Below are 22925 nucleotides of genomic sequence, written 5' to 3'. Positions count from 1 at the left end.
GCGCTTACTCCTCAACCAGGGCCGGCTCAGCGACACGAGCGCGCTGGGCCAGGCGATTCAAGTCCCGATAACCAGCGCCCGGGTGGCTGGCGGGCAGGCGCGGGCCGTCGCCGAACAGCTTCTCGCGCAGGGTGCCGGGACGATAGTCGGTCTTGTACACGCCGCGCTGTTGGAGTTCGGGCACCAGCAGCTCGACCACGTCGCGAAAGGTCTCATGGGCCAGGGCGTAGGCCAGGTTGAAGCCGTCCACATCGGTTTCCTCGACCCAGGCCTGTAACTCGTCGGCGACGGTTTGCGCGCCGCCGACGATCAACGGACCAAAGCCGCCGATGCCGACCCAATCGGCCAGTTCCTGGACTGTCCATTGTTTGTCGGGGTCGGCGGTGGAGAAGGTTTCCACGGCCGATTGAATGGCATTGGTATGGATGTGCTTGAGCACCTGGTCGGGTCGGTACTGGCTGAAATCGATGCCAGTCCAGCCGGAAACCAACGCCAGCGCGCCCTCATAGCTGCTGTAGGATTTCAGCTCCCGCCACTTGGCCTGTGCCTTGGCATCGGTCTCGTCGACGATCACCGTTTGCAGGTTGAAGATCAGCACCTTGCGCGGATCACGCCCGGCCTCGGCGGCACGTCGGCGGATATCGGCCACGGTCTTTTTCAGGATGACCTTCGACGGCGCCGCGACGAATACACATTCCGCATGGCCGGCGGCGAAATCCTTGCCACGGCTCGATGCCCCCGCCTGGTAGAGTACCGGCGTGCGCTGCGGCGACGGCTCGCAAAGGTGGATACCCGGCACCTGGAAGTGCTTGCCCTGATGACGGATCTCATGGACTTTGCCGGGGTCGCTGAAGATGCCGCGCTCACGGTCGCGCACCACCGCGCCCTCCTCCCAACTGCCTTCGAACAGTTTGTAGAGCACCTCGAGGTATTCGTCGGCGTAGTCGTAGCGTGCATCGTGATCACTCAGCGCCTTCTGGCCGAGGTTACGCGCGCCGCTGTCGAGGTAAGACGTGACGATGTTCCAACCGATGCGCCCCTTGGTCAGGTGATCCAATGTCGACAGGCGGCGGGCAAAGGGATAGGGATGCTCGAAGGTCAACGAGGCGGTCAGGCCGAAACCCAGGTGCTCGGTCACCAGTGCCATCGGCGTGATCAGCGCCAGTGGATCATTGACCGGGACTTGGGTCGCCTGGCGGATCGCGGCGTCACCATTGCCGCCGAGCACATCGTAGATACCGATCACATCGGCAATGAAGATGCCGTCGAACTTGCCGCGCTCCAGCAGTTTGGCCAGGTCGGTCCAGTAATCCAGGTCTTTATACTGCCAGGCACGATCCAGGGGATGTCGCCAGAGCCCTGGAGACTGGTGGCCGACGCAGTTCATCTCGAGGGCATTGAAACGAATTTCACGTGGCATGGGAACTCCTGCTCGATGGGTTCAGCACCATATCCGGGCGCTTTCTCGTTGCTGTCTCAACATGATTCATGCCAGTTCGTAAATTCCTTTATTTACAGTGGGTTACTCACGAAACTGGGCAACCAGGGTGACTGCCTCCCAACACCGGTGTTGATCAATTGTTCGATAACAAACAGTACGGACGTTCGCTCGGGACCGTTTGCCAACACCCAGCCGACGGCCTGGTCCGGAACCGGCCATCGCTCATCAATGTTCACTGGCTGAAGGCTTGGTTGAAGGACGTGTCGATAACGCCAGCAGTGGCCAGCGGAGCCGGCAGCGCCTTGACCTTGAACAGGAAGTCCGCCGTGCTCTGCAGGTCGGCGGCGGACTGCTGGTCCACCGGACCAACGCTCATGTGGGCCTGGCGCAACCAATGGCGCGAAACGTCCTGGTCAAGATTGGCCTTCTTTGCCCAGAGGTCGGCGTATTGGTCGGTGTGGTTGTCGACCCAGGCGCGGGCTTGTTTTACGCGGCCGAGGAAGTCGGCGATGGCTTCACGCTTGCTGTCGATGGCCGGCGTCGAGGCGGCTATGGCGCTGAGGCCGGGCATGAGGTCCTTCGCCGTCAGGATCGGCCGGGCGCCGGAGAAGAGGATCTGTTGCGAGATGTAGGGCTCCCACACCGGAAAGGCATCGATGCTGCCCTGGGGCAAGGCCGCGGCTGCATCAATGGGCATCAGCTTGATGAAGTCGACGTGGTCTTCCGGCAAGCCGGCCCGTTCCAGGGCGCGCAGTGTCAGTTGCTGACTCCACGCCCCGGGCCAATAGGCGACCTTCTTGCCCTTGAGGTCGGCGATGGTCTTGACCGGCGAGTCCTTGGGCACGAGCAGCGCGATGGTGTCAGGGTTCTGCCGCGAGACGCCGATCAACTTCACCGGTGCCTGTTTGGCGGCCAGGAACAGGAAGCCCGAATCGCCGAGGAAACCCAGGTCCAGGTCACCGGTACTCAGCGCCTCGGCCAGTGGCGCGGCCGCTTGGAAGTGCTTCCAGTCGACGCGATAGGGGGCGCCCTCAAGCACACCCGAAGCCTCCACCGAAGCCCGTACGTTGTAATAGTTCTGGTCGCCGACATGCAGTACCAATGGCTCGGCGGCCTGGGCCAACGGTGCGGCAAACAATGTGCTGAGCAGTAGACGTTGCAAGAATTGGCCGGGCTTCATGAAAAGGCTCCTGATTGAATTTCTTAGAACTTAACGCTCTTGCAATTCAACTCAGAAATTCTTTTGAGGCATAAGCTCATAAGCCGCTTGCAACCGCTGTCTGCGGTGCAACAGTGCCGCAGCAGACTGTTGACAGGGCAACATCGCCCTCCAGACTTCCACCCCCTCGCGCCCCCGCCAGCCGCCCTGCTGCGGCTGTGGCACAGAGCCTGCAATATTCCATTCCAGTGGGATTTCCTCCTGCTTGCCGATCTTTCGGAAATAAGAACATTGCCTTCCTGCCGCCTTGCCTGGAGCCGCTCGATGAAACCCGCCCTCCGTTTTTCCCTGGCCCGCGCCAGATACCTGTTCAGCGCCTGCGCTCTGGTGCTGGGCCTGCCGTCCATGACCCTGGCCGCAGAAAGTCCACCGGCTGAAGTGCATCTGGACTACGCCTATTACTCGCCGGTGAGCCTGGTGCTCAAGCATTTCGGCTATCTGGAAAAGGCCCTGCCCCAGACCAAGGTGAGCTGGGTTTTGAGCCAGGGCAGCAACCGCTCCCTGGAATACCTCAACAGCGGCGGCGTCGACTTCGCATCGTCCGCCAGCCTCGCCGCCGTGCTGAGCCGGGCAAACGGCAGCCCGATCAAGTCGGTCTACGTCTACAGCCGCGCCGAATGGACCGCCCTGGTGGTGCGCAAGGATTCGCCGTACCAGACAATCGCCGACCTCAAGGGCAAAAAAATCGCCGCCACCAAGGGCACCGATCCCTACCTGTTCACGTTGCGCAGCCTGCAACAGGCCGGGCTGGACAAGGACGACGTAGAACTCGTCCACCTGCAGCACCCGGACGGGCGCACCGCCCTGGAAAAAGGTGACGTCGACGCCTGGGCCGGCCTCGACCCGCACATGGCCGCCAGCGAAGTCCAGGCCGGATCGCGCCTGCTCTATCGCAACCCCGACTTCAACAGCTACGGGGTGGTCAGCGTCACCGAAAAGTATGCAAAGGAGCATCCGCAGACCATCAACACCGTACTCGCCGCTTATGAACAGGCCCGTGAATGGGCGGTAGGTCATCCGCAGGAGCTGGCCAAACTTCTGGCCGACGAATCGGGCCTGCCGCTGGAAGTGGCCAGGTTGCAACTGTCGCGTACTGATCTGGGCAACCCACAACTGAGCGCCAGGGACCTGCTGGCCTCGAAGGCCGCCGCGCCGATCCTGGTTTCCGAGGAGCTGGTGCGTCGCGGGGTGAATGTTGACCAGGTCATCGAGCAACTGCTCGACACCGGTCACCAACAGGCCGTGGCCCGTCAATAACCGATTGCCCAGGCGACAACCGATCCGCGCCTGGCGCGGATTCGACGTTGCCGGAGAACCGCCATGAGCAGTAACAGCAAAGACCTTTCCAGCCTGCGCCTGGCCCTGCCCGCAACAAGCAAGGCGCCCCTGTTCAATGCCGACTGGCGACTGCGTCTCAAGGGGCTGGCCCTGCCGGTGCTGATCATCGTATTCCTGGAGATCATCGTGCGCATCGGTTGGCTGCCCTCCTACCAGATGCCAGCCCCCAGCGAGATCGCCCTGACCCTCGGCGACCTCGCCGAAGGGGCATTGTGGAAACACATCAGCGCCAGCCTGTTGCGGGTATTGCTGGGCTTCGCCATCGGCGCCGGCCTGGCCTTGGTATTCGCCGCCTGGGTTGGCTTGAGCCGGGAAGCCGAAGCCTATCTGGAACCGACCTTCGCCGGCCTGCGCTCGATTCCGAGCCTGGCCTGGGTACCGTTGCTCCTGCTGTGGCTGGGCATCGACGAAACCTCGAAAGTGGTGCTGATCGCCATCGGCGCGTTCTTTCCCGTTTACCTCAATGGCGTCGCAGCGATTCGCAACATCGACCGCAAGCTGGTGGAAGTCGGCCATATGTACGGGTTCAACCGTCGCCGTCTGGTGCGGCGGATTCTCCTGCCCGCCGCCCTGCCCGGCCTGTTCACCGGTTTGCGCAGCGGCATGAGCCTGGCCTGGATGTTTCTGGTGGCCGCCGAACTGATCGCCGCCACCAAAGGCCTGGGCTATCTACTCAGCGATGGCCGCGAAACCTCGCGGCCGGACATCGTCCTGGCGGCCATTATCGCGCTCGCCGTGCTCGGCAAGCTCAGCGACGGCATCCTTGCCGGCCTGGAAAAACGCTTCCTGGCCTGGCGCGACACCTTCAACGGCAGCGAGGATTGAGCCATGACCCAAGCCCTGCTGGATATCCACGTCGAGCGCAAGACGTTCGCCACCACCACCGTGCTCGATAATATCCACCTGCAACTGCAGCCCCGGGAAACCGTGAGCCTGCTGGGTCCCAGCGGCTGTGGCAAAAGCACTTTGCTGCGCATCGTCGCAGGCCTGGAAAAAGACTTCGAAGGGCAACTGCTCAGCCACACCGAACAGCTCGCCTTTGTGTTTCAGGAAGCACGGCTGATGCCGTGGCTGACGGTGCAACAGAACATCGGCTTCAGTGATGACGGTGATTACGACAAGGCCTGGGTCGCGCAGTTGATCGACGAAGTTGGCCTCAACGGTTTTGCCGACGCCTTGCCCAAGGCGTTGTCCGGCGGCATGGCGCAACGCGTGGCGATTGCCCGCGGCCTGTACTCGCGACCGCAAGTGCTATTGCTGGACGAACCCTTCAGTGCCGTGGACGCGTTCACCCGGATGAAACTGCAGGACCTCTTGCTGCAACTGGCCGAGCGGCACGCCATCGCCCTGTTGTTGGTGACCCACGATGTCGACGAGGCGTTGTACCTGAGTGACCGGGTCTTGGTGATGGACAACCGCCCCAGCAGCATTCGCCAGGAACTGACGGTGCAACTGGACCATCCGCGGGATCGACGCGACCCGTTGCTGGCGCAGCTCAAGGCGCTGGCCCTGACTGAATTGCAGCGTGCGCATGTGATTTGACAGCGGCTTTATTAATAACTCAAAAGAATTAATAAATGAACAATCAGTATTTATGGTTATAAAAATAACCACGTACTCTCAGTTCATCCCGCCATTGGTCATGACAGCGAAGGCCCTATGAAACCGACTTGCAACGTTATCGACTTCGTCCAGTTCCGCAAACGCAAGCAGGCCCAGGCACTGGCGCGGGCCATGTGGGAAATGTACGCACGTAACGCCGGTTATCAGGCGTTCCAGTGGGTCCAAGCCTCCCAGCCGACCAGGACCTATCACGCGTGAGCGCCCAGGAACCCTCGCGTTTTCTGGCGAGCGCCGAAGAACCAGAAGTGGATTTGAATCAGTTGGAGGCGCTGGACGAAGATCCGATCAGCGAGCGGGTTGCGCAGAACCTGCAACGCCTGCGCAGCAAGCGGCATCTGTCCCTGGATGCCCTCGCTCGCCAATGCGGGGTGAGCCGGGCCATGCTAGCGCAGATCGAATCCGGGCGCAGCGTGCCCTCGATCAAGGTGCTGTGCAAAATTGCCAAGGGTCTGAAAGTCTCGGTGGCGGCGTTCCTCGAACACCGGGCTTTCGAAGGGGTCGCAGTGCTGTCGGCCAGCCAGAGCAAACGCCTGGTCAGCGCCAATGGCGCCTTCGTCAGCCGTTCCCTGTTCCCTTTCGATGTCGCACGTCAGTCGGAATTCTACGAGCTGCGCCTGAGCCCGCTGGGAGAAGAACAATCCGAAGGTCACGGCCCCGGTGTCCAGGAAAACCTGGTGGTGTCCCAAGGCGTACTGGAGATCAGCGTCAACGAGGAGCGCTACCTGCTCTCCACCGGCGACTCGATCCTGTTTTATGCCGACCAGCCACACCGTTATCGCAACCCGGCCGACAGCGAAGCGGTGGCCTACCTGGTGGTTACCTACCCGGAACGCCTGGACTGAAAAAAAACAGCCGAACAAAAGCCCGGCCGCGTCTCACTTGAAGCTGGCAAGATCCATCGTGCCAAGGGAGCAAGCCCCCTCACCACATGAATCAGCAGGTGCAGCACATCATCGGCATGCCATTGCAGCTCATCATCATCGGCATGCCGCAGTCGTTCATCATTTTCATCATCAATGCGCAGCAGTTTTTCATCATGTCCATGTTCATGCCGGCCATCGGCATGATTTTGCACATCATGCAATCAGCCATCACCGTACATTCCATCACGCACTTCATCGATGGCATCGGCATACCCATCATCGGCACAGGCATCATCATGCTTGCCATCGGCATGGCCATGCTCGCCTGGGACATGCACATCATGCTCATGTTGCCGCAATGCATCATCGTCGGCATGCCGCAGTTCATCATCATCTGCATCATGTCGGCGCTGTTCTTGAACATGGCCATGTCCATGCCGGCGGCGGGCATCATTTTGCACATCATGCCGTCATCCATCATTTCGCAGGTCATGGTCGCCATCATCATCGGCATGCCCATCATCGGCATCATCGGCATGTTGGCGTTCATCGGCATTTGCATCTGCATGGCATTCATCATGGTGTGTTCCTTTCAAGTATCGAGAGTTGGACGAAGCTGATGGGGCGGATTCTAAGCCTTGAGCCGAACCCGGCAAGATGACTATCCAACAGCGGGAATGCATGCTCGAACAGAGCTGACGGGGCGAAAAGCGTCAGCTTGGCGGCTGTTACGTCGATTGCGCTTTCATAGCGGAAATAACGTGGGCCATAGCGCCGCTTTGATGGTCGCGGATATGCGAACCGGACCTATATAAATAACTGTAAGAAATAATCGGTCTAGATTGGCAGACCACGGTTCGCATTTTCATGAGTAGAAGGAACCCGCACCCGCAACGCAATCAGCAACGCAGCCAGCAGCATCAGCACAGCCGCCGCGACGAATACGCCGGCGCTGCCAGCGAGGCTGAACATCGCACCGCCAGCGGCGGCGCCCGTTGCGATGGCCGACTGCACGGAGGCCACCACCATGCCCCCGGCGCTTTCCGCCTGATCAGGCACCGCGCTGGCGACCCAGTTCGACCACGCCACCGGCACACCGCCAAAGGCCAGGCCCCAGATTGCCAGCAGTACCGCCTGGCCCGGCACCGAGGCCGGCAACAGCACCAACGCCAGTGCGGCAACGCCTACCAGCGCCGGCATCAACACCAGGGTGGCCAGCGGATGGCGCTCAAGCAGCCAACCGGCCAGGAGCGTGCCGGCGAAGTTCGCCACACCGAAACCCAGCAGCATCAGCGACAGCCCTTGCGCGTCGATGCCGGTAGTCCCTTCGAGAAATGGCCGGACATAAGTGAACATCGCGAAATGGCCGCTGTGCACGAGCACACAACCGAACATGCCCATGGCGATGCCCGGGCGCCGCAACACCTCCAGTACGGTGCGCAGGCGTGCCGGCCTGCGTGGCGCAAGGCGCGGCAGCGTGAACGACTGGAAAGCCAGCGTCACCACACCTACCGCCGCCGCTGCAACGAACGCGCTGCGCCAGCCATACAGCCCGCCCAGGTAGCTGCCCAGCGGGACCGCAACCACCGTCCCGATGGCGATGCCGCTGAAAATGATCGAGAGCGCTCGGGGCAACAAAGCCGCCGGTACCAGGCGCATCGCCACCGCTGCCGCCATGCTCCAGAATCCGCCAAGGGCGATGCCCAGCAAGATTCGCATCAGCAACAGCACCGCGAGGCTGGAAGAAACGGCGACCAGTAGATTGGATGCGATCATCAACGTGGAAAAACCCAGCAGCACCCAGCGGCGATCGATGCCGCGGGTCAGGCCTGGCACCAACAGGCCAGCGAACAACGCGACCACGGCGGTCACCGTTACCGCCTGGCCAGCCAGCGCTTCGGACACCCCCAGATCCGTCGCCATCGGCGTCAACAGGCTGGCCGGAAGGTACTCGGCGGTCAGCAATCCGAACACGCCCATTGCCAACGAGAACACGGCCATCCACGCGGGGGTAGTCGGCTCTACATCCGGCCCGACGCCGGAACGGCTGCCGGCTACGGCATTACATACACAGTCAGTCATTACACGAATCTCCGAATTTCATTGCGACCCGCAGTCTAGGCGCGCGAAACCGGATGATCTATGATCGAAAACCCCGACTTTTTGACCGAAACACCTGAACGATGCCTACCGATCAGTTTGCCCTTTCCTCGGATCTCATCAACGAGCTGTTGCGCGGTATGCGCCTGCGCGGTGTCGAGTACCGGCGTATCCAGGCCGGTCCAGCCTTCGGCCTGGGCTTCGCTGCCAAACCCGGACACGCCTGGTTCCATTTCCTGGCGGTCGGCAATGCACTGCTGCGGATGGAAGACGGAACCACCTATGCGCTGTCGGCCGGCAATGCCGTGTTCATTTCCCATGGGGCGGCGCACCAACTGCTGTCCCATGTGGACGCGCCGGTCCAGGACATTGATCGCCTGGACCGCGCTCCCCTCGGCGATGCCGTCAGCGCGGTGGATACTGGAAACGATGCCAGCCCCACGCCGACGACCATTCTGTTCAGCGGCTGCATGGAGTTCGAACTGGGCAGCCTCCATGGCCTGGGCAGGCTGATGCCGGGCCTGATGCTGATTGATGCCGGCGGCCAGCGTTACCCCGGACTGATGCCTATCCTGACCACCATGGAGCGCGAGGTCAGCGCCGCACGTGTCGGCTTCGCCGGCATCCTCGCGCGGCTGGCCGACGTGGTGGCGGCCATGGTCGTTCGCGGTTGGGTGGAGTGCGCGTGCGGCAATGCCTCTGGCCTGGTCGCCGCATTGCGCGATCCGCGCTTGGCCAATGCACTTCTCGCGCTCCATCAACAACCGGGCCGCGACTGGACCGTCGCGCAGTTGGCGGAGCAATGCAATACCTCGCGGTCGGTCTTCGCCGACCGTTTCCAGGCGACTATCGGCATGGCCCCGCTGCGCTACGTCACCGAACTGCGGATGCGGCTCGCGCGCCAGTGGCTGACGCTCGAAAGGCTGCCGATCGAAGAAGTGGCGCAGCGCCTGGGCTACACCTCCCAGGCCGCTTTCAGCCGCGCGTTCAAGCGCGTTACGGGCAACACGCCTGGGTTGAGTCGGCAGTCGAGGCAGTCGGCTCTCCAGCCTTGATAGGCGGATAGGGCGACGTAGTTGATTCTTCGCGTCGGCATTAAGGAATTTGATATGCAGGGCAAAACGCGTAGTTGTCATTGGCGCGGGCATCATGGGCGCGTCAGTGGCTGATCGCCGCTGAACGAGCTGTCCGTCGCGGTTACGGAAGGCTATCTACAAGATCTCTGCTCTATGATTGTTGCAACGGCGTTATGGACGGGATCATAAATGCTGTGGTTGAAGGTAGTGAATCGAACGCCGCTTTTGGCCGGTTGGTGCCCTTCGCAACCGGTGACTTTCGGCCAGAAGCAGACGTATTGCTGCTGTTTAAGCAAAGCTTAAGGACCGAAATATCAGCCCGCTATTCGGCAGTCCCAAGCCCCGGGATGACTAGGGCACCCAATAGAATCAAGGAGAGATGGATGCACCTCATTCAAAAGTCCAGCCAATGTATTTTGCTGGCCGGCGTGTTTGTCATTAGCGGTTGCACTTCGTTTTTGCAGGGCAAGCAGTATGTCGTTCCCGCCCCCGGTGAACCCTCTGCAACGGTTCGCCTCAAGGCTGGAAATGGTGCGAGACTGGATGCCATGACGTTCAGCGACAATGGATGCTATGCGGGTTACACCATCCTGCCGTCTAACGGCGACCATATCGAATCTCGGGTCGCCGTGAATAAGGAACTGATCCTGACCTATGGGCGGGTGGCAGGAGGCAGCGTTTGCCAGATACCGTTCTCTTTCACTCCACAGAACGGCGCCACGTATACCTTGGTCCAAGGCTCTTGGAGCAAGCCCAGGACAGGCATTCTTCCTATCTTCAATCGCGACGAATATTTTTGCGGCGTAGGCGTCGTCAAGAAAGTCGGCGACCAGGAAAGCGTCGAACCCATTCAACAGCTGCAAATCAAGACTGGGTTCGCATGCCTGAAATTCGTTAAAGAATAGGGGCACCGCACGGCATCCGTTGCGAGTTGGATACCATTACGGGCGGATAGCGCCCTCCCCGGGCAACGACACCGATTACCGACCATTGTTCTGCAGCGAAAGCGGTGAAAAGCGCTGAAAAGGGGGACAGATTTGTTGGCTGAAAATAAATCTGCCCCCTTTTGTAGGAAATGAATCTGCCCCCTTTTGTAAGAGTGATCAGCTAGAGAGGGTTCCGCAGTTTTGTCCGACGCTTAACTGGTCATTCCCAGCCCAGTTTTTTGTAGCAAGTTTTGTCTTGTTCGGGAAAGTCCGTCAGGTATTCGCCCCACTGCATATGGGCATAATATTTAGTCATTGCTTCGAAATGACTTTCAGCCTCGACCTCCCAAACAAGCTTCGCTTCCGAATGCATAAGCGCACGTGCACCATCACCCTGAGCACCAGCCAGACAAAAGGTCCGACAGCCATCAGGTTCCTGCCAAAGTTCATGATTCATATTTGAGGTTCTGTTTTTAAACGTCGTTATGGTGCCCAACCGCCTGATAGTAACGGCCGTCATGGATCGACTCATAGATGCTAATGGCGAATCCGAACGCCGAATTTTTTCGACAGCATTGGCAAAAAGCGGTCCGCTCCGCGTTGCACCGTTGGAGTGTAAAATGTTGGCCTGACCCCTTCCAAGGACTGACCAGTGATTTCTTGCCATGTCAGATATGCCATTGACCCTTACCAACTCCCAGCGCAGACGCGGCGATCACAAAACTGCCGTGTCTCTTCGCTTGCTCCATCCGGTGAGATATCAGGGCACCATGGTGGCCCAAGGCTCATGCATCTTTTCGGGTGGCACCCTTGCAGATCTCATCGACCAAAATGTCATGCTTCCTGCGCCAACCGAACCTTTGCCCCCAAGCATCGTCCGAGCTTAAGCGTTTAAGCTAACTGCTCGCCACGAGGTTTCCGTTTGAAAGCTGCCATCGTCAAAAATTACCGTCTGATCGTCAAGACCATGGGCTACGTGGGCTGGGCTTTGTTCTGGTTGTTGCTCTGGGACATCGCCGTCACGGTGGACTTCATGCTGTTTCTCAACGCCAAATTGAACCTGCCGCTGATGCCGCTGACGTTGCTCGGCTCGGCGTTGGTGGTGTTGATCAGCTTCCGCAACAGCAGTGCTTACAACCGCTGGTGGGAAGCACGGACGCTGTGGGGGACGATGATCAACAATTCACGCAGCTTCGCCCGTCAGGTGCTGACGCTGCTGGACGACCCCGGCAGCGAGGTGAATCCGGTCAAGTCGACCTTGTTGCGTCGCCACGTCGCTTATGTGAATTGCCTCGCCGCGCATCTGCAAGGCCAGCCTTGTCCCGAGGAAGTGCGGGCGTTTATTCCGGACGAAGAGTTTGCCCGCAGTGGCACGACCAATAACTTTGCCAACGATATCCTCACCGGCTCGGCGACGTTGCTGGCGCGCGAATACAAGGCCGGACACTTGGACAGTATTCGCCTGGCGCGTCTTGAGTCGACGCTGGTGGACCTGTCCAACAGTCAGGGCGGCATGGAGCGGATCGCGAATACGCCGCTGCCCTACCCTTATGTGTATTTTCCACGGCTGTTTATTTCGCTGTTCTGCCTGATTGTGCCGGTTGGACTGGTGGAATCCCTGGGCTGGTTCACGCCGCTGGCTTCGACCGTGGTTGGGTTCATGCTGCTGGCCATCGAGCGCATCGGCACCGATCTGCAAAGCCCGTTCCGCCACAGCGAACATCAGATCCAGATGGAAGCGCTGTGCGAAACCATCGAAAAGAACCTGCAGTCGATGCAGCGCGATTCCTTGGGTGATGTGCGCAGGATTGAAGAGAACGCTTGAAGAAGAACCCTGTAATGGCCCCTCAAGTTATCAATGTTGTTGAACTCGTCGCGCTACTTCACATAGCCACTGGCGCAACAGTTGGGCTGCCTCGCCCAGCACCACATCTTTGGCCTGCACCAAATAATAGCCCTTGCCAGTCTTCAGTACAGCGTCAACGACAGGTACAAGAAGGCCTTGCTCCATGTCGTCCTCAACCAGCCAAGGGCTGGTGAGCACCAAACCTTGGTCGCGCCGCGCCGCGTCGATTGCCAACTCGGACTGATCGAATTTGAGGCTGCTGGAGAAGTTATCAGGGGACATGCCGACCGATGACAGCCATTGAGACCAGTGGGCATGAGAAGTCGTATAAAGCAAGGTGGCTCCCGGCAAACAATCAAGGTCATGCAACTGGAGCCGTTCGCGGTAGGCCGGGCTGCAGTAGACCCTTACCTCGTCCGGCAAGAGCAGTTCTGCGTGCACGTCACTGGCATATCCATCGAAATGGCGCACTGCCAGGTCGCAGGCGGCGTCGTTAAAATCCACGGTATCGGTAGATGCACTCAGGTGCAGTTGCATTTCTGGATAGCGCTCGGTGAACAACGGCATGCGCTTTGCGAACCAGGACTTGGCGAACGCCGGCGGCAGACTCAACCGTACCTGCCTGTCTCTAAGACCCCGGACAGCCAGGTTGGCTGTCTCCAGCTGGCGAAGAGCCGGCTTCACCTGCTCCCAGTAGCTCAGAGCTTCCGCCGTTGGTTGCAGCCTGCGCACACTGCGTACGAACAGTGGCGTTCCTAGCCAACCTTCCAGTTTGCGAATCTGTTGCCCGACTGCTCCCGGCGTTACGAAAAACTGGCTTGCAGCGACGCTGACGCTGCCAGTGCGCATGACCGCGTCGAAGCAAGCGATAGCCCTGAGGGGCGTGTCAGCTCTCATGAGGTAGTTTTTCTCTTCTATAGATCGAAAACACATGATTTGTAGCGGCTTGCGTACTTTCCCACAATCGAATTTCGCCACAGCGCAGAACGAATTCCGATTTCCGTAGGAAAAACCAATGCCGATCATCCGGCAGGTGGTCGGCTGTTTGCCCAACCGAGTGAGGAATAAATGGCTGTCCAGATCATCAGCGATAAAAGGTGCCAATAAGTGAGGAAGTCTGTAGACGGGGCTGCCACGGCGGTGATGGTGGTGCTGTGCCTCATTTGGGGTGCCCAGCAAGTGGCAATGAAGGCGGTTGCTGGTGACATGGCACCCATCATGCAGGTCGCCGTTCGCTCGGGAGTCGCTGCAGCCTTGGTCTGGCTGATCGAAAAATGCATCATGCGGGAGATGTGGTTGCCACGTGTCTGGTGCCGCTCCGGGTTGGTCGTGGCCGTTCTGTTCGCCAGCGAATTTCTGTTTATCGCGCAAGGGTTACGCTGGACAAGTGCTTCACATATGGCGGTTTTCCTTTATACAGCGCCCTTATTCGCCGCCATTGGTCTGCATCTACGCTTGCCGGAGGAGCGCCTTAGCGCGATTCAATGGTCTGGTATGTCTCTGGCGTTCGCAGGGATTGCCGTCACCTTCCTCATGCCACGGGACGGGACAGCTCTTCAAATCACCAACTCAAACAGTCTTCTGGGTGACCTGTTGGGCTTGTGCGCGGGCGCTACTTGGGGATTTACGACGGTGGCGGTGCGTACCAGTCGCCTTAGTGAAGCGCCGGCAACCCAGACCCTGTTTTATCAACTGGCAGGAGCCTTTCTCTTTCTGCTGCCTTTAAGCCTGGTAGCAGGCCAAAGCTCGATGACTTTCTCTACCGGCGCAGTGGCCAGCCTGGTTTTCCAGACATTAATCGTGTCAGTGGCAAGCTACTTGATCTGGTTCTGGATGCTTCGTCGCTACTTCGCAGCTCGTCTTGGAGTGCTGGCCTTCATGAGTCCGCTGTTTGGCGTACTAATGGGTTATCTGTGGCTCGGAGAGCAAACGAGCTTCGGATTTCTGCTAGGCGCAAGCCTGACTATTGTCGGCCTGCTCGTAGTGAATCTCAGCAAAGCGGTTGGGCAGACTGGGGATGATAGAAGTTGCCCGCCCCCTGGAAATCGCAAGGGGAAGATGCAGTCATGAAGACGGGTTGACGGACAGGCTGGCCGTCATCCGGTGATCCGCTTCGGGGTACGTCCAATTGCGCAGCTCACCTGGCAACCTGATTGAGCCCTGTCTATAGTTTTCGGCGCCAGATAGCTACCGGAGGCATGGACATGAGTCAGAGCATTTCGCTCGCCGCTTCAGCTGCGCGGAACACCGGCATGGTAATCACGACTTTATGGGGCTCGGACACCGTCGCAGGCATCATGGTCGATCCGGACGGTGCCATCTGGCTTGGCGCTTATAGTCGCCTGGGATTAGGAGGCGAAGAAGATTCAGGCTTTACCGGCAGCCTTGTCCGGTTCAATGCCGACGGTAGCCTGGATCGCAACTTCAGTGGAGACGGTAAGTCCCTCCTCCCCGTGTCGCTCGATATCGAGGACGGTGGTAACGCTGCGGTGCAGCCGGGAGGGGGCTACCTGGCGGCGCTCTACGTGAAAGTAGGCGATGCCTGGGTTTCGGGTGTAAGCCGTACCTTGGCTGACGGCAGCCTCGATACCAGTTTCGGGAATGGCGGCACCGCGACGGTGCCTTTCTACTGGAATGAAGATCTAGGCCAGCAAGCGTCGTTCTCCGTACAACGCGACGGCAGCTTTTTCGCAAGCGCCGGGTATCCCTCTGGAGAAATTCATATCGCTCGCTTCGACGCGACGGGGACCTTGGTCTCGTCTTTCGGCGAGGCTGGAGTCCTGCACCTGCCAGCGTCCGTGGGCATTCACCCCGGTAGCGCGATCGACGTTTCGCTGCAGGGAGACGGGAAGGTATTGGTCACCGGGCGAGATACCCTGACCCGCCTCAATCCGGACGGTACTCTGGATAGCAGCTTTGCGAACGGGGGCAGCCTCGCCCTGGATGTTCACCCAGAAGCCCTTGTCATTCAGGATGACGGCAAAATCCTGCTGGCGCGCGCCTCGGGCGGCGTGGCGAGCGTCATCCGCCTCAATGCCGACGGCTCGCTCGACACCGGTTTCGGTGATCAGGGTAAGGTGAGTTGGGGCTCGCAAAGCGCTCCTTTCGCAGTCGCCGACATGATCCTGCTGGCCAACGGCAAGCTATTGATTGGCGGAAGCCAAGGGACGAGCGCGGACGGTTATCTGGCCGCCTTGGTCCAGTTGAACCCCGACGGTAGCCTGGACCTCGGCTTTGGCAATCCCGACGATGGCTATCACCACCTTGACGGTGGCCGCGAGGATGACTTCCTGCTCGGTACCGCCTCGTTCGACGATGCGATCTCTGGCGGGGCCGGTGACGATCTGCTCGATGGCCAGCAAGGTCGTGACCTGCTGACGGGCGGCGCCGGGGCCGATACGTTCCGTTACCAGTCAGCCGCAGACAGCTACCGAACCGCAACCACGGCCCATAGCGACCGAATCACCGACTTCGACCCCAGCACCGATACGATCGACCTCTCCTCCCTCGGCTTCCTCGGGCTGGGCAATGGATATGACGGAACGCTGGCGATACGCGTCAATGAAAGCGGGACCCGGACCTACCTCAAGAGTTTCGAGGCCAACGCGGATGGGGAACGCTTCGAAGTGGCCTTCGACGGTAACCTGGGCCAGACGCTGAATGAAACCAACGTCCTGTTTCAACAAGCCAGACTGATGGGCACCGAAGGGGCTGATCGTTTACAAGGCAACGCTCGAGGCGAAATCATCGAAGGATTCGCAGGCGATGATCGCCTTAATGGCGCACTGGGGAATGATGTACTGGTTGGCGGAAATGGTCGGGACCTATTGGCGGGTGGCGGCAACAACGATGTGTTCCGCTTCGACGCATTGAGCGACAGCTACCGTACCGCCACCGAAAACCACACTGATCGCCTGATTGACTATACCGCGGGTGAAGACACGATCGACTTGTCCGTCTTGGGCTTTACTCGATTGGGAAATGGTTACAACGGCACGTTGGACGTGGTTTTTAATGAGGCCAAGAACCTGACTTACTTGAAGAACTACGAAGCCGACGCGTCCGGGGCCAGATTCGAGTTGAGCCTGGCAGGGGATCACTCCGGTTACCGTGACTTGAACATCATCTTCGCCGAGCCCTTGGAGGAGGACCTCTTTCAGTTGATCGGAGTGGCTGACGCCCTAGTGTGAAACGCAGGCCTGGATAGTTTTGTCTTAGGCAGTTAGCACTCGACGCGGGGATGTCATCCAACGGAACAGGCCGCTCTTCGTTACTCCCCGCAGTTGTTCTTCCGCGCCGCGAAGCTTAACGTCATTCGATGCGCGAATTTACTTCAACGCAGCCACCACGGCATCGAAGAATACCATCGGGTCGATCGGCTCTTTGTCCACCGGCTTGGGCTGGGCACCGAAGGTGACAATCACGACGTTATTGGCAGGGTTGACGTAGATGTTCTGGCCCTGGATTCCGACCGCCGAATAGGCGCCGTCTTTCACCGACGGCTCGGTCCACGCCGTCCACCACATATAACCGTAGTCCAGGGACTTGCCGCCTTTGAGGGTGGTCGGCAGCGTCGCCTCCTTGACCCAGCCTTCGGGCAGAATCGAGGTGCCATTGATCTTGCCGCCGTTCATGAAAAACAGCCCGAAGCGTCCATAATCGCGCAGCGTGGCACTGATACCACTGCCACCGATTTCCACGCCGTCAGGCGAATCGAGCCACCACCGGGCATCACTCTCCATACCGAACGGCTGCCAGATCTTCTGCGATAGATAATCGGCCAGCGGCATCTTCACAGCGCCACGGACGATCTCGCCGAGTACCTGCGTTTCGCCAGTGCTGTAAGTGTTGGCCGTGCCGGGCTCGGCTGCTCGCGGCAAACTTGCCATCAAGGCCATGGTCGAACGCGGTTTCTGCGATATCTGCGCTTTGAGTAGCGCGCGACGATCGGACGCCGGATCGGTGTAGGTCTCGTTCCACTTCACGCCCGAAGACATCATCAGCACGTTGCGCACGGTCACGCCTTCGTAGGCGCTGCCCTTGAGCTCGGGAACGTAATCCACCACTTGCGCATCAAGACTCTTGATAAGGCCGTCCTTGATCGCTGCAGCCGCCAGCGTAGAGGTGATGGACTTGGCTATCGACATCGACATCCATCGGGTTTTCTCGGTGTTGCCTCGCTGGTAGGTCTCGAACACGATCTTGCCGTCCTTGAGCACAAGCATCGCCGTAATGCTGTCCAGCGCGACGAAGTCATACAGGTCGTACTTTTTGTCCCCGACAGTGAAGCGAACGTTGGGCAACTGTTTGTCTGATTTCGGCAGCGCATACGGGTGATCCCCGGCTTTGATCCTGTGGGTAGGGAACAGCCGGTCGATGTTGCGGTACGTACTGACCGCCAGATCGGGGAGCATGGCGCCGTCATAGATCTGCTCCACGGTGCCAATCGGTTCCTGGGCGTGGGGATAATCCTCAGCCCATGCGCCCGCGTTGATACCCGCAGCGAGCAGACCGAGGGAGAGAAGCAGCGAGCGACCAGCCGCAGCCACACCAAAAATAGCGGATGAGTGCATAACCTATCCTTATTTTGATTTGCTATTCACGCACGTCGAGACACGCGCCCGCTTGAACCATAGCCTACTCATTGAAATCACGCCCGGGCTGCAGGACGATGCTGTCCCCCTTTAAAGCGGTCCTTTTTTTACAACCTCAGCCCTGCGATTCTTAGGCGACTGGCGTTGCCGACGAACCGACAGCCGCCACTCCAGGGCCCTCTTCCAGCCTCTTTTGAAGCACCTTTTCGTCCAACTGCCCACACCACTTGGCAACCACGATTGTCGCCACCCCATTACCGATCAGATTGGTCAATGCCCGCGCTTCAGACATGAAACGGTCTATCCCCAGAATCAAGGCCAGCGCAGCAACGGGCACATGCCCTACTGACGACAGCGTCGCCGCCAAGACGATGAAGCCACTGCCCGTTACACCCGCCGCCCCCTTTGATGTGACTAGCAAGACCAGCAACAACGTAATCTGGTGCGTAATGTCCATGGGCGTATCGGTGGCTTGGGCGAGGAAAATCGCCGCCATGGTGAGGTAAATGGAAGTGCCATCAAGGTTGAAGGAATAACCGGTCGGGACGACCAGGCCCACGACGGACTTATGCGCGCCGAGCTTCTGCATCTTGACGATCATGAGTGGTAACGCGGTCTCGGACGACGAAGTGCCCAGGACGATCAGGAGCTCTTCGCGAATGTACTTGATGAACTTGAAAATGCTGAACCCATGCAGGCGCGCTATCGATCCCAATATCCCCAGTACGAAGACCACGCAGGTGAAGTAAAAACACAGCATCAGATAGCCCAACTGGACTAAAGAACCGACACCGTACTTACCGATAGTGAAGGCCATCGCACCCAGCGCACCGATGGGCGCGACTTTCATGACCACACCCATGATGCTGAACAACACCTGGGAGATGCTCTCGATGAACTCGAACACCCGACGCCCATAATCACCGATGCGATGCAGTGCGTAGCCAAACAGTACAGAGAAGAACAGCACCTGCAGAATCTCACCCTCAGCAAACGCGCCAACAATCGTGTTGGGGATAATATGCAGGAGGAACTGAATGGTGCTCTGCTCTTTGCCTGCGGCAGCGTACGCAGCAATACCCGACGCATCGAGCGTGGACGGATCGATATGCATTCCAGCGCCCGGCTGCACGAAGTTCACCACAGCCAGCCCGATCAACAGGGCGATTGTCGAAACAATCTCGAAGTATAGAAGCGCATAGCCACCGGTCTTTCCCACCGCTTTCATGTTTTGCATGCCTGCGATGCCGGTGACTACGGTACAAAAGATGATGGGGGCAATGATCATTTTGATCAGCTTGATAAAACCATCACCGAGCGGTTTTAACGTGGTACCGGTTTCCGGATAGAAGTGGCCAATCAGGATGCCGATTGCGATCGCGAACAGGACTTGGAGATACAGAATCTTGTAGAACGGTTTGCGGATTTGGGTTTCAGCAGACATGGCGGAACCTCGTTTTGGACACGTGCGAGGTCCTCGGACCACAGCACCCGTTACATACACCTTCCTTTGATGGAAGAATTTGTTTTAAGTAAGAAGAGAAATAACTGAACTTATGGGTCGCGTGTGTTCGCGGCAGGTTCAACGTGCTGTCCTGTGGAGACGCCACTGTAAGCGCCCCCTCTATCGGGACTGCAGAGAATGACGGCGATGAGCAGCATCACGTTTATTTGCCGCTCAGATTTTTAATATCCTCAACCAGGCTATCCAATGTCGGACGCATGATTAAGGGATCAGGCGCACCTGCGGGCGCATCGAGTCCTACTCTGTTATGCCAAAAGGTTGGCAAGCCAACTTTCTGCGTGCCAAACAGATCGTAAGCAGAGCCCGCCACGAATACGGCGTGAGCGGGCTCTACCCCTGCTATTTGCAGGGCGAGCCTGTAGGGTTCCGCATCGGGTTTGTAGAAGCCGGCCTGTTCAGAAGTGACAATGACGTCAAATGGCACTCCCAGAAGATCCGCTGCGATGCGCCCCAACCGCTCCGAACAGTTGGTCACCACACCGAGCTTGTAGTGAGGCGCCAACTCGGTGAGCACGCGTTTGGCCTCAGGCCAAGGTTGTAACTGCGTCCAGCGTGCCTCCAGATTCTGCGCGGCCTCCTTGCCTAGTCCGACACTGATCGCAGCCTCTTCGACTAACGTTTCATAAGGCCGGTAAGCACCACAGCCGTAAGTCGCCTTCAAGTAAGCCATACGCCAGGTGCGGCCCATTTCATCGGAGCCTGCCACGCAATTCCATAGCGTCCATGAGTCCAGCAGAGCGGTGAGCAAATCGAACAGAACGAGTTTCACCGGAGTTTGCTGAAGATTGTTTTCAATCGAATTCATAACAACTGCCCTTCTTGAAAAGTATTTAAACTTCAGCCACTGCTGAAATTTCCACCAAAGCCCCGTGATGGAGTGGACCACACGGAATGATCGCTCTTGCGGGACGATGCGGCCCCATCAGCGTTGAATACGCAAGATTCACGGTCGGCCAGTCAGCAACATCAACGATGTATATTTGCACGTTGACCAAGTGACTAAGCGAAGCACCCGCTGCCTGAAGCACCGCTTCTACATTTGCCATTGCCTGAATAGCCTGGGCTTCTACGCCATCGGGGAACTCTTGTGCATCAGGCGGAAACGGCAACTGGCCAGAAATGAAAAGAAGTTTTCCTGCCATGACCCCATGTGAGTAATGCCCACCGGGTACAGGCAGCTTCTCTGCTGTAATCAACTTCATTGGCCTCTCCTTGATTGATCAAAGTTTGTGTTCAGCTGAATGAATTACCAACCCGCGATGCGTGGCCAGTACCCCACACTGCGCCCCTCGCTGAAAACGTGATAACCCGCGTGCTGCGCTGAGGTGGCACAGGCGTGGTTCGGCAGGATCCGCAGCAGCGTGCCCAAGGGCAGCAAGCTTGAGGCTTCAAGCTTCCCGGCCCGCGATGAAATGATCCCGTGCTCCTGATTGGTGGCGCTGACGATCAGGTCGCCGATGGGCTGGCCGCTGGCGTCACAGACGATGCCATAGCCCTGATCGACCGCCTGTCTGGCGGTACCACGATCACGGGAAAGTGCCATCCATCCCGCATCCGTAATGATCCAGCCTTTTTCAATTTGATGACCGATTACAGTCGTCAGAACCGAGACGGCGATATCCTGCACCTGACAAACGCCCAAGCCCGCCATGACCAGATCGAAAAAGGCGAATACACCCGCGCGTACTTCTGTCACCCCGGATAAATCCTCGGTAAAAAGTGCCGTGGGTGTCGAGCCGACACTGATGATCGACAGGTCGAAGCCTGCATTCGTCAGCATTTGGCTGGCATCGATAATCGCCGCGCGTTCATGCCGGGCGCTGGCTTCGATTTCAGCGATTGACTGACTGTCGTAAGACTTGCCGGCATGTGTCATCAGGCCGCTGACCCTGACGCCATTGGCGCTCAGCAGCCGCGCGATTTCCACCAGCAGCGGTGATTGCGGGCCAAGACCGGAACGGTGACCGTCGCAATCGATTTCCAACAAAACATCAAAAACATGACCCGACGATTCGGCGAATTCGGCCAGTAACCTGGCGGTGTCCAGATTGTCGAGTACCAGCTTGAGCTGTGCGCCTTTACCGATCAATGCAGCGGCATGAGCGAATTTGTTGGGCGCAATGCCGACGCCATACAAGATGTCGGTGAACCCGGCCTCGAAAAAGAAATCGGCCTCCCGCAGGGTTGAAACGGTGATCGGGCCGCGCCCGCCTGCAAACAATCGCTCGGTGACTTCCAACGATTTATTGGTCTTCACGTGTGGCCGTAAGTCCACGTTGAATGCTGCCAGCTTTTGGCGCATCCGCTGGATGTTCGCATCGAGTTGATCGCGCTCCAGCAATAAGGCGGGGGTTTCGATATGAGTGAATGCTGACATGTCTGGTCTCCTGGAATAGCGCTATTCTAAGCCTCCAGTTTCAGATTAAAATTTAAACCTTCTAATTCTAATATTCAGTGATTCTTAATGAACGAGACAGTTGATCTCCGCTTTCTCTTGGTCGTCCGGGAAAGCGAGAGCTTGTTGGCCGCGTCACGCAAGCTGGGTCTGACGCCTTCGGCGGTGACCCAGCGACTTCAGCAAATGGAGAAAAAACTGTCGATTCGATTGCTGGATCGGTCAGCCCGGCAGCTGCGCTTTACCGATGAGGGCGAGTTCTTGTGCCTGCGTGGAGCCGAGCTGGTCGAGCAGTTCGATTCCCTACTGGCGGATTTGCAAGAGCGGCGTAGTGGCTTCGTCGGCAAGTTGAAAATCAACGCACCATTCGGATTTGGGCGACTGCACGTGGCACCCGTCGTGGCAGCTTTCCAGCGCCTGCATCCAGATGTAGAGATAGCATTGAGTCTGTCGGAACAGCCTATGGTCGAAGCGACTGACCGATTTGATGTGGTTATCCATATTGGGGAACTGCGCACCTCCAATCTGGTGGGCCATCCCATTGCCCCCAACCGTCGCTACGTATGCGCCTCACCGGACTTTATTGAACAGCACGGGCTGCCGGAACATCCCGACCAGCTGGCTACCCTGCCTTGCATTGCATTGCGGGAAAACAACGAAGACGTCACGCTCTGGCATTTCACGCGCGCGGGTAAAACACACAACGTGCGAATCCGCCCAGCGTTGAGCTGCAACGATGGAAGTGTTATTCGGCAATGGGCTTGCGAAGGGAACGGCATCATCATGCGTTCTGAATGGGACGTTGCCGATGCGCTGGCGGAGGGGACGTTGATACGACTACTGCCGGGTTGGAAACTTCCAGAGGCCAATATTGTTGCGCTGACGCATCAACGCGAAGGGCTGCCCGCAAGAACGCTCAAATTTCTGCGCTTCCTCCAGGATCACTTCCGGCCGCAACCACTCTGGCGACAATAGATTT

Annotated in this window: 22 protein-coding genes; 11 read left to right on the top strand and 11 right to left on the bottom strand. The window is 58.6% G+C overall.

Annotation, left to right across the window (positions count from 1 at the left end; all coding sequences use genetic code 11):
• Positions 1 to 4 precede the first annotated feature (4 nt).
• Both J3P97_RS11250 and J3P97_RS11245 read right to left on the bottom strand, forming a co-directional pair.
• Positions 5 to 1420, bottom strand: a complete 1416-nt coding sequence (locus tag J3P97_RS11250) for an LLM class flavin-dependent oxidoreductase (RefSeq protein ID WP_434674155.1) — start codon at positions 1418 to 1420, stop codon at positions 5 to 7.
• Between the two features lie 253 nt (positions 1421 to 1673).
• On the bottom strand, positions 1674 to 2621 hold the full coding sequence (locus tag J3P97_RS11245; protein ID WP_434674154.1) for an ABC transporter substrate-binding protein: 948 nt from the start codon (positions 2619 to 2621) through the stop codon (positions 1674 to 1676).
• Positions 2622 to 2924: 303 nt separating this feature from the next.
• On the opposite strand from J3P97_RS11245, the gene J3P97_RS11240 reads away from it, so the two are divergent.
• The 5 genes from J3P97_RS11240 (at position 2925) to J3P97_RS11220 (ending at position 6463) form a co-directional block, all read left to right on the top strand.
• The gene (locus J3P97_RS11240) at positions 2925 to 3917 is read left to right on the top strand and encodes an aliphatic sulfonate ABC transporter substrate-binding protein (RefSeq protein WP_434674153.1); all 993 of its coding nucleotides are present in this window, start codon (positions 2925 to 2927) and stop codon (positions 3915 to 3917) included.
• A 63-nt stretch (positions 3918 to 3980) separates the two neighbouring features.
• On the top strand, positions 3981 to 4823 hold the full coding sequence (locus J3P97_RS11235) for an ABC transporter permease (protein WP_434604393.1): 843 nt from the start codon (positions 3981 to 3983) through the stop codon (positions 4821 to 4823).
• A gap of 3 nt (positions 4824 to 4826) precedes the next feature.
• Entirely contained in the window at positions 4827 to 5540 is a 714-nt protein-coding gene (locus J3P97_RS11230) for an ABC transporter ATP-binding protein (RefSeq protein ID WP_434674152.1), read from the top strand.
• A 117-nt stretch (positions 5541 to 5657) separates the two neighbouring features.
• On the top strand, positions 5658 to 5819 hold the full coding sequence (locus tag J3P97_RS11225; protein WP_434604390.1) for a hypothetical protein: 162 nt from the start codon (positions 5658 to 5660) through the stop codon (positions 5817 to 5819).
• 53 nt (positions 5820 to 5872) lie between these two features.
• The gene (locus J3P97_RS11220; protein WP_434605107.1) at positions 5873 to 6463 is read left to right on the top strand and encodes a helix-turn-helix domain-containing protein; all 591 of its coding nucleotides are present in this window, start codon (positions 5873 to 5875) and stop codon (positions 6461 to 6463) included.
• 91 nt (positions 6464 to 6554) lie between these two features.
• On the opposite strand, the gene J3P97_RS11215 is transcribed toward J3P97_RS11220, so the two are convergent.
• Positions 6555 to 7064 carry a hypothetical protein gene (locus J3P97_RS11215; RefSeq protein WP_434674151.1) on the bottom strand — a complete coding sequence of 170 codons (510 nt, stop codon included), beginning with the start codon at positions 7062 to 7064 and terminating at the stop codon, positions 6555 to 6557.
• Positions 7065 to 7321: 257 nt separating this feature from the next.
• Positions 7322 to 8566, bottom strand: coding sequence for an MFS transporter (locus tag J3P97_RS11210; protein ID WP_434674150.1), 1245 nt, complete (start codon positions 8564 to 8566; stop codon positions 7322 to 7324).
• A gap of 101 nt (positions 8567 to 8667) precedes the next feature.
• On the opposite strand from J3P97_RS11210, the gene J3P97_RS11205 reads away from it, so the two are divergent.
• Positions 8668 to 9639: an AraC family transcriptional regulator gene (locus J3P97_RS11205; protein ID WP_434674149.1), complete on the top strand. Its 972-nt coding sequence runs from the start codon at positions 8668 to 8670 to the stop codon at positions 9637 to 9639.
• Positions 9640 to 10043: 404 nt separating this feature from the next.
• Complete coding sequence (locus J3P97_RS11200; protein ID WP_434674148.1) at positions 10044 to 10565, top strand: hypothetical protein; 522 nt, start codon at positions 10044 to 10046, stop codon at positions 10563 to 10565.
• Positions 10566 to 10806: 241 nt separating this feature from the next.
• Here the strand turns inward: J3P97_RS11200 and J3P97_RS11195 are convergent, their stop codons facing one another.
• Positions 10807 to 11106, bottom strand: coding sequence for a hypothetical protein (locus J3P97_RS11195; protein WP_434674147.1), 300 nt, complete (start codon positions 11104 to 11106; stop codon positions 10807 to 10809).
• Between the two features lie 402 nt (positions 11107 to 11508).
• Between J3P97_RS11195 and J3P97_RS11190 the strand changes: the two genes are divergently transcribed.
• Positions 11509 to 12411 (top strand): bestrophin family protein, encoded by a 903-nt coding sequence (locus tag J3P97_RS11190; RefSeq protein WP_434568826.1) that lies wholly within the window; start codon positions 11509 to 11511, stop codon positions 12409 to 12411.
• A gap of 30 nt (positions 12412 to 12441) precedes the next feature.
• Here J3P97_RS11190 and J3P97_RS11185 read toward each other — a convergent pair whose 3' ends face one another.
• Entirely contained in the window at positions 12442 to 13536 is a 1095-nt protein-coding gene (locus tag J3P97_RS11185; RefSeq protein WP_434674146.1) for a LysR substrate-binding domain-containing protein, read from the bottom strand.
• 3 nt (positions 13537 to 13539) lie between these two features.
• On the opposite strand from J3P97_RS11185, the gene J3P97_RS11180 reads away from it, so the two are divergent.
• Both J3P97_RS11180 and J3P97_RS11175 read left to right on the top strand, forming a co-directional pair.
• Positions 13540 to 14502, top strand: coding sequence for a DMT family transporter (locus J3P97_RS11180; RefSeq protein ID WP_434674145.1), 963 nt, complete (start codon positions 13540 to 13542; stop codon positions 14500 to 14502).
• A gap of 134 nt (positions 14503 to 14636) precedes the next feature.
• Positions 14637 to 16622 carry a M10 family metallopeptidase C-terminal domain-containing protein gene (locus tag J3P97_RS11175; RefSeq protein ID WP_434674144.1) on the top strand — a complete coding sequence of 662 codons (1986 nt, stop codon included), beginning with the start codon at positions 14637 to 14639 and terminating at the stop codon, positions 16620 to 16622.
• 138 nt (positions 16623 to 16760) lie between these two features.
• Here J3P97_RS11175 and J3P97_RS11170 read toward each other — a convergent pair whose 3' ends face one another.
• The 5 genes from J3P97_RS11170 to J3P97_RS11150 form a co-directional block, all read right to left on the bottom strand.
• Positions 16761 to 18005, bottom strand: a complete 1245-nt coding sequence (locus J3P97_RS11170) for a serine hydrolase domain-containing protein (RefSeq protein ID WP_434674143.1) — start codon at positions 18003 to 18005, stop codon at positions 16761 to 16763.
• Positions 18006 to 18156: 151 nt separating this feature from the next.
• On the bottom strand, positions 18157 to 19470 hold the full coding sequence (locus tag J3P97_RS11165) for a dicarboxylate/amino acid:cation symporter (protein ID WP_434674142.1): 1314 nt from the start codon (positions 19468 to 19470) through the stop codon (positions 18157 to 18159).
• A gap of 223 nt (positions 19471 to 19693) precedes the next feature.
• Entirely contained in the window at positions 19694 to 20356 is a 663-nt protein-coding gene (locus tag J3P97_RS11160; protein ID WP_434674141.1) for an HAD family hydrolase, read from the bottom strand.
• Between the two features lie 25 nt (positions 20357 to 20381).
• Complete coding sequence (locus J3P97_RS11155) at positions 20382 to 20753, bottom strand: RidA family protein (protein WP_434604366.1); 372 nt, start codon at positions 20751 to 20753, stop codon at positions 20382 to 20384.
• A 44-nt stretch (positions 20754 to 20797) separates the two neighbouring features.
• On the bottom strand, positions 20798 to 21928 hold the full coding sequence (locus tag J3P97_RS11150; protein ID WP_434674140.1) for an alanine racemase: 1131 nt from the start codon (positions 21926 to 21928) through the stop codon (positions 20798 to 20800).
• A gap of 87 nt (positions 21929 to 22015) precedes the next feature.
• Here J3P97_RS11150 and J3P97_RS11145 point away from each other — a divergent pair, with 87 nt between their 5' ends.
• Positions 22016 to 22921 (top strand): LysR family transcriptional regulator, encoded by a 906-nt coding sequence (locus J3P97_RS11145; protein WP_434604362.1) that lies wholly within the window; start codon positions 22016 to 22018, stop codon positions 22919 to 22921.
• Positions 22922 to 22925: the final 4 nt, after the last annotated feature.

Origin of the sequence: Pseudomonas sp. R1-15, assembly GCF_051132085.1 — a bacterium.
GTDB lineage: Bacteria > Pseudomonadota > Gammaproteobacteria > Pseudomonadales > Pseudomonadaceae > Aquipseudomonas.
Note: the sequence above shows the minus strand (reverse complement) of the source record. Positions and strands in the feature narration are given on the sequence as shown.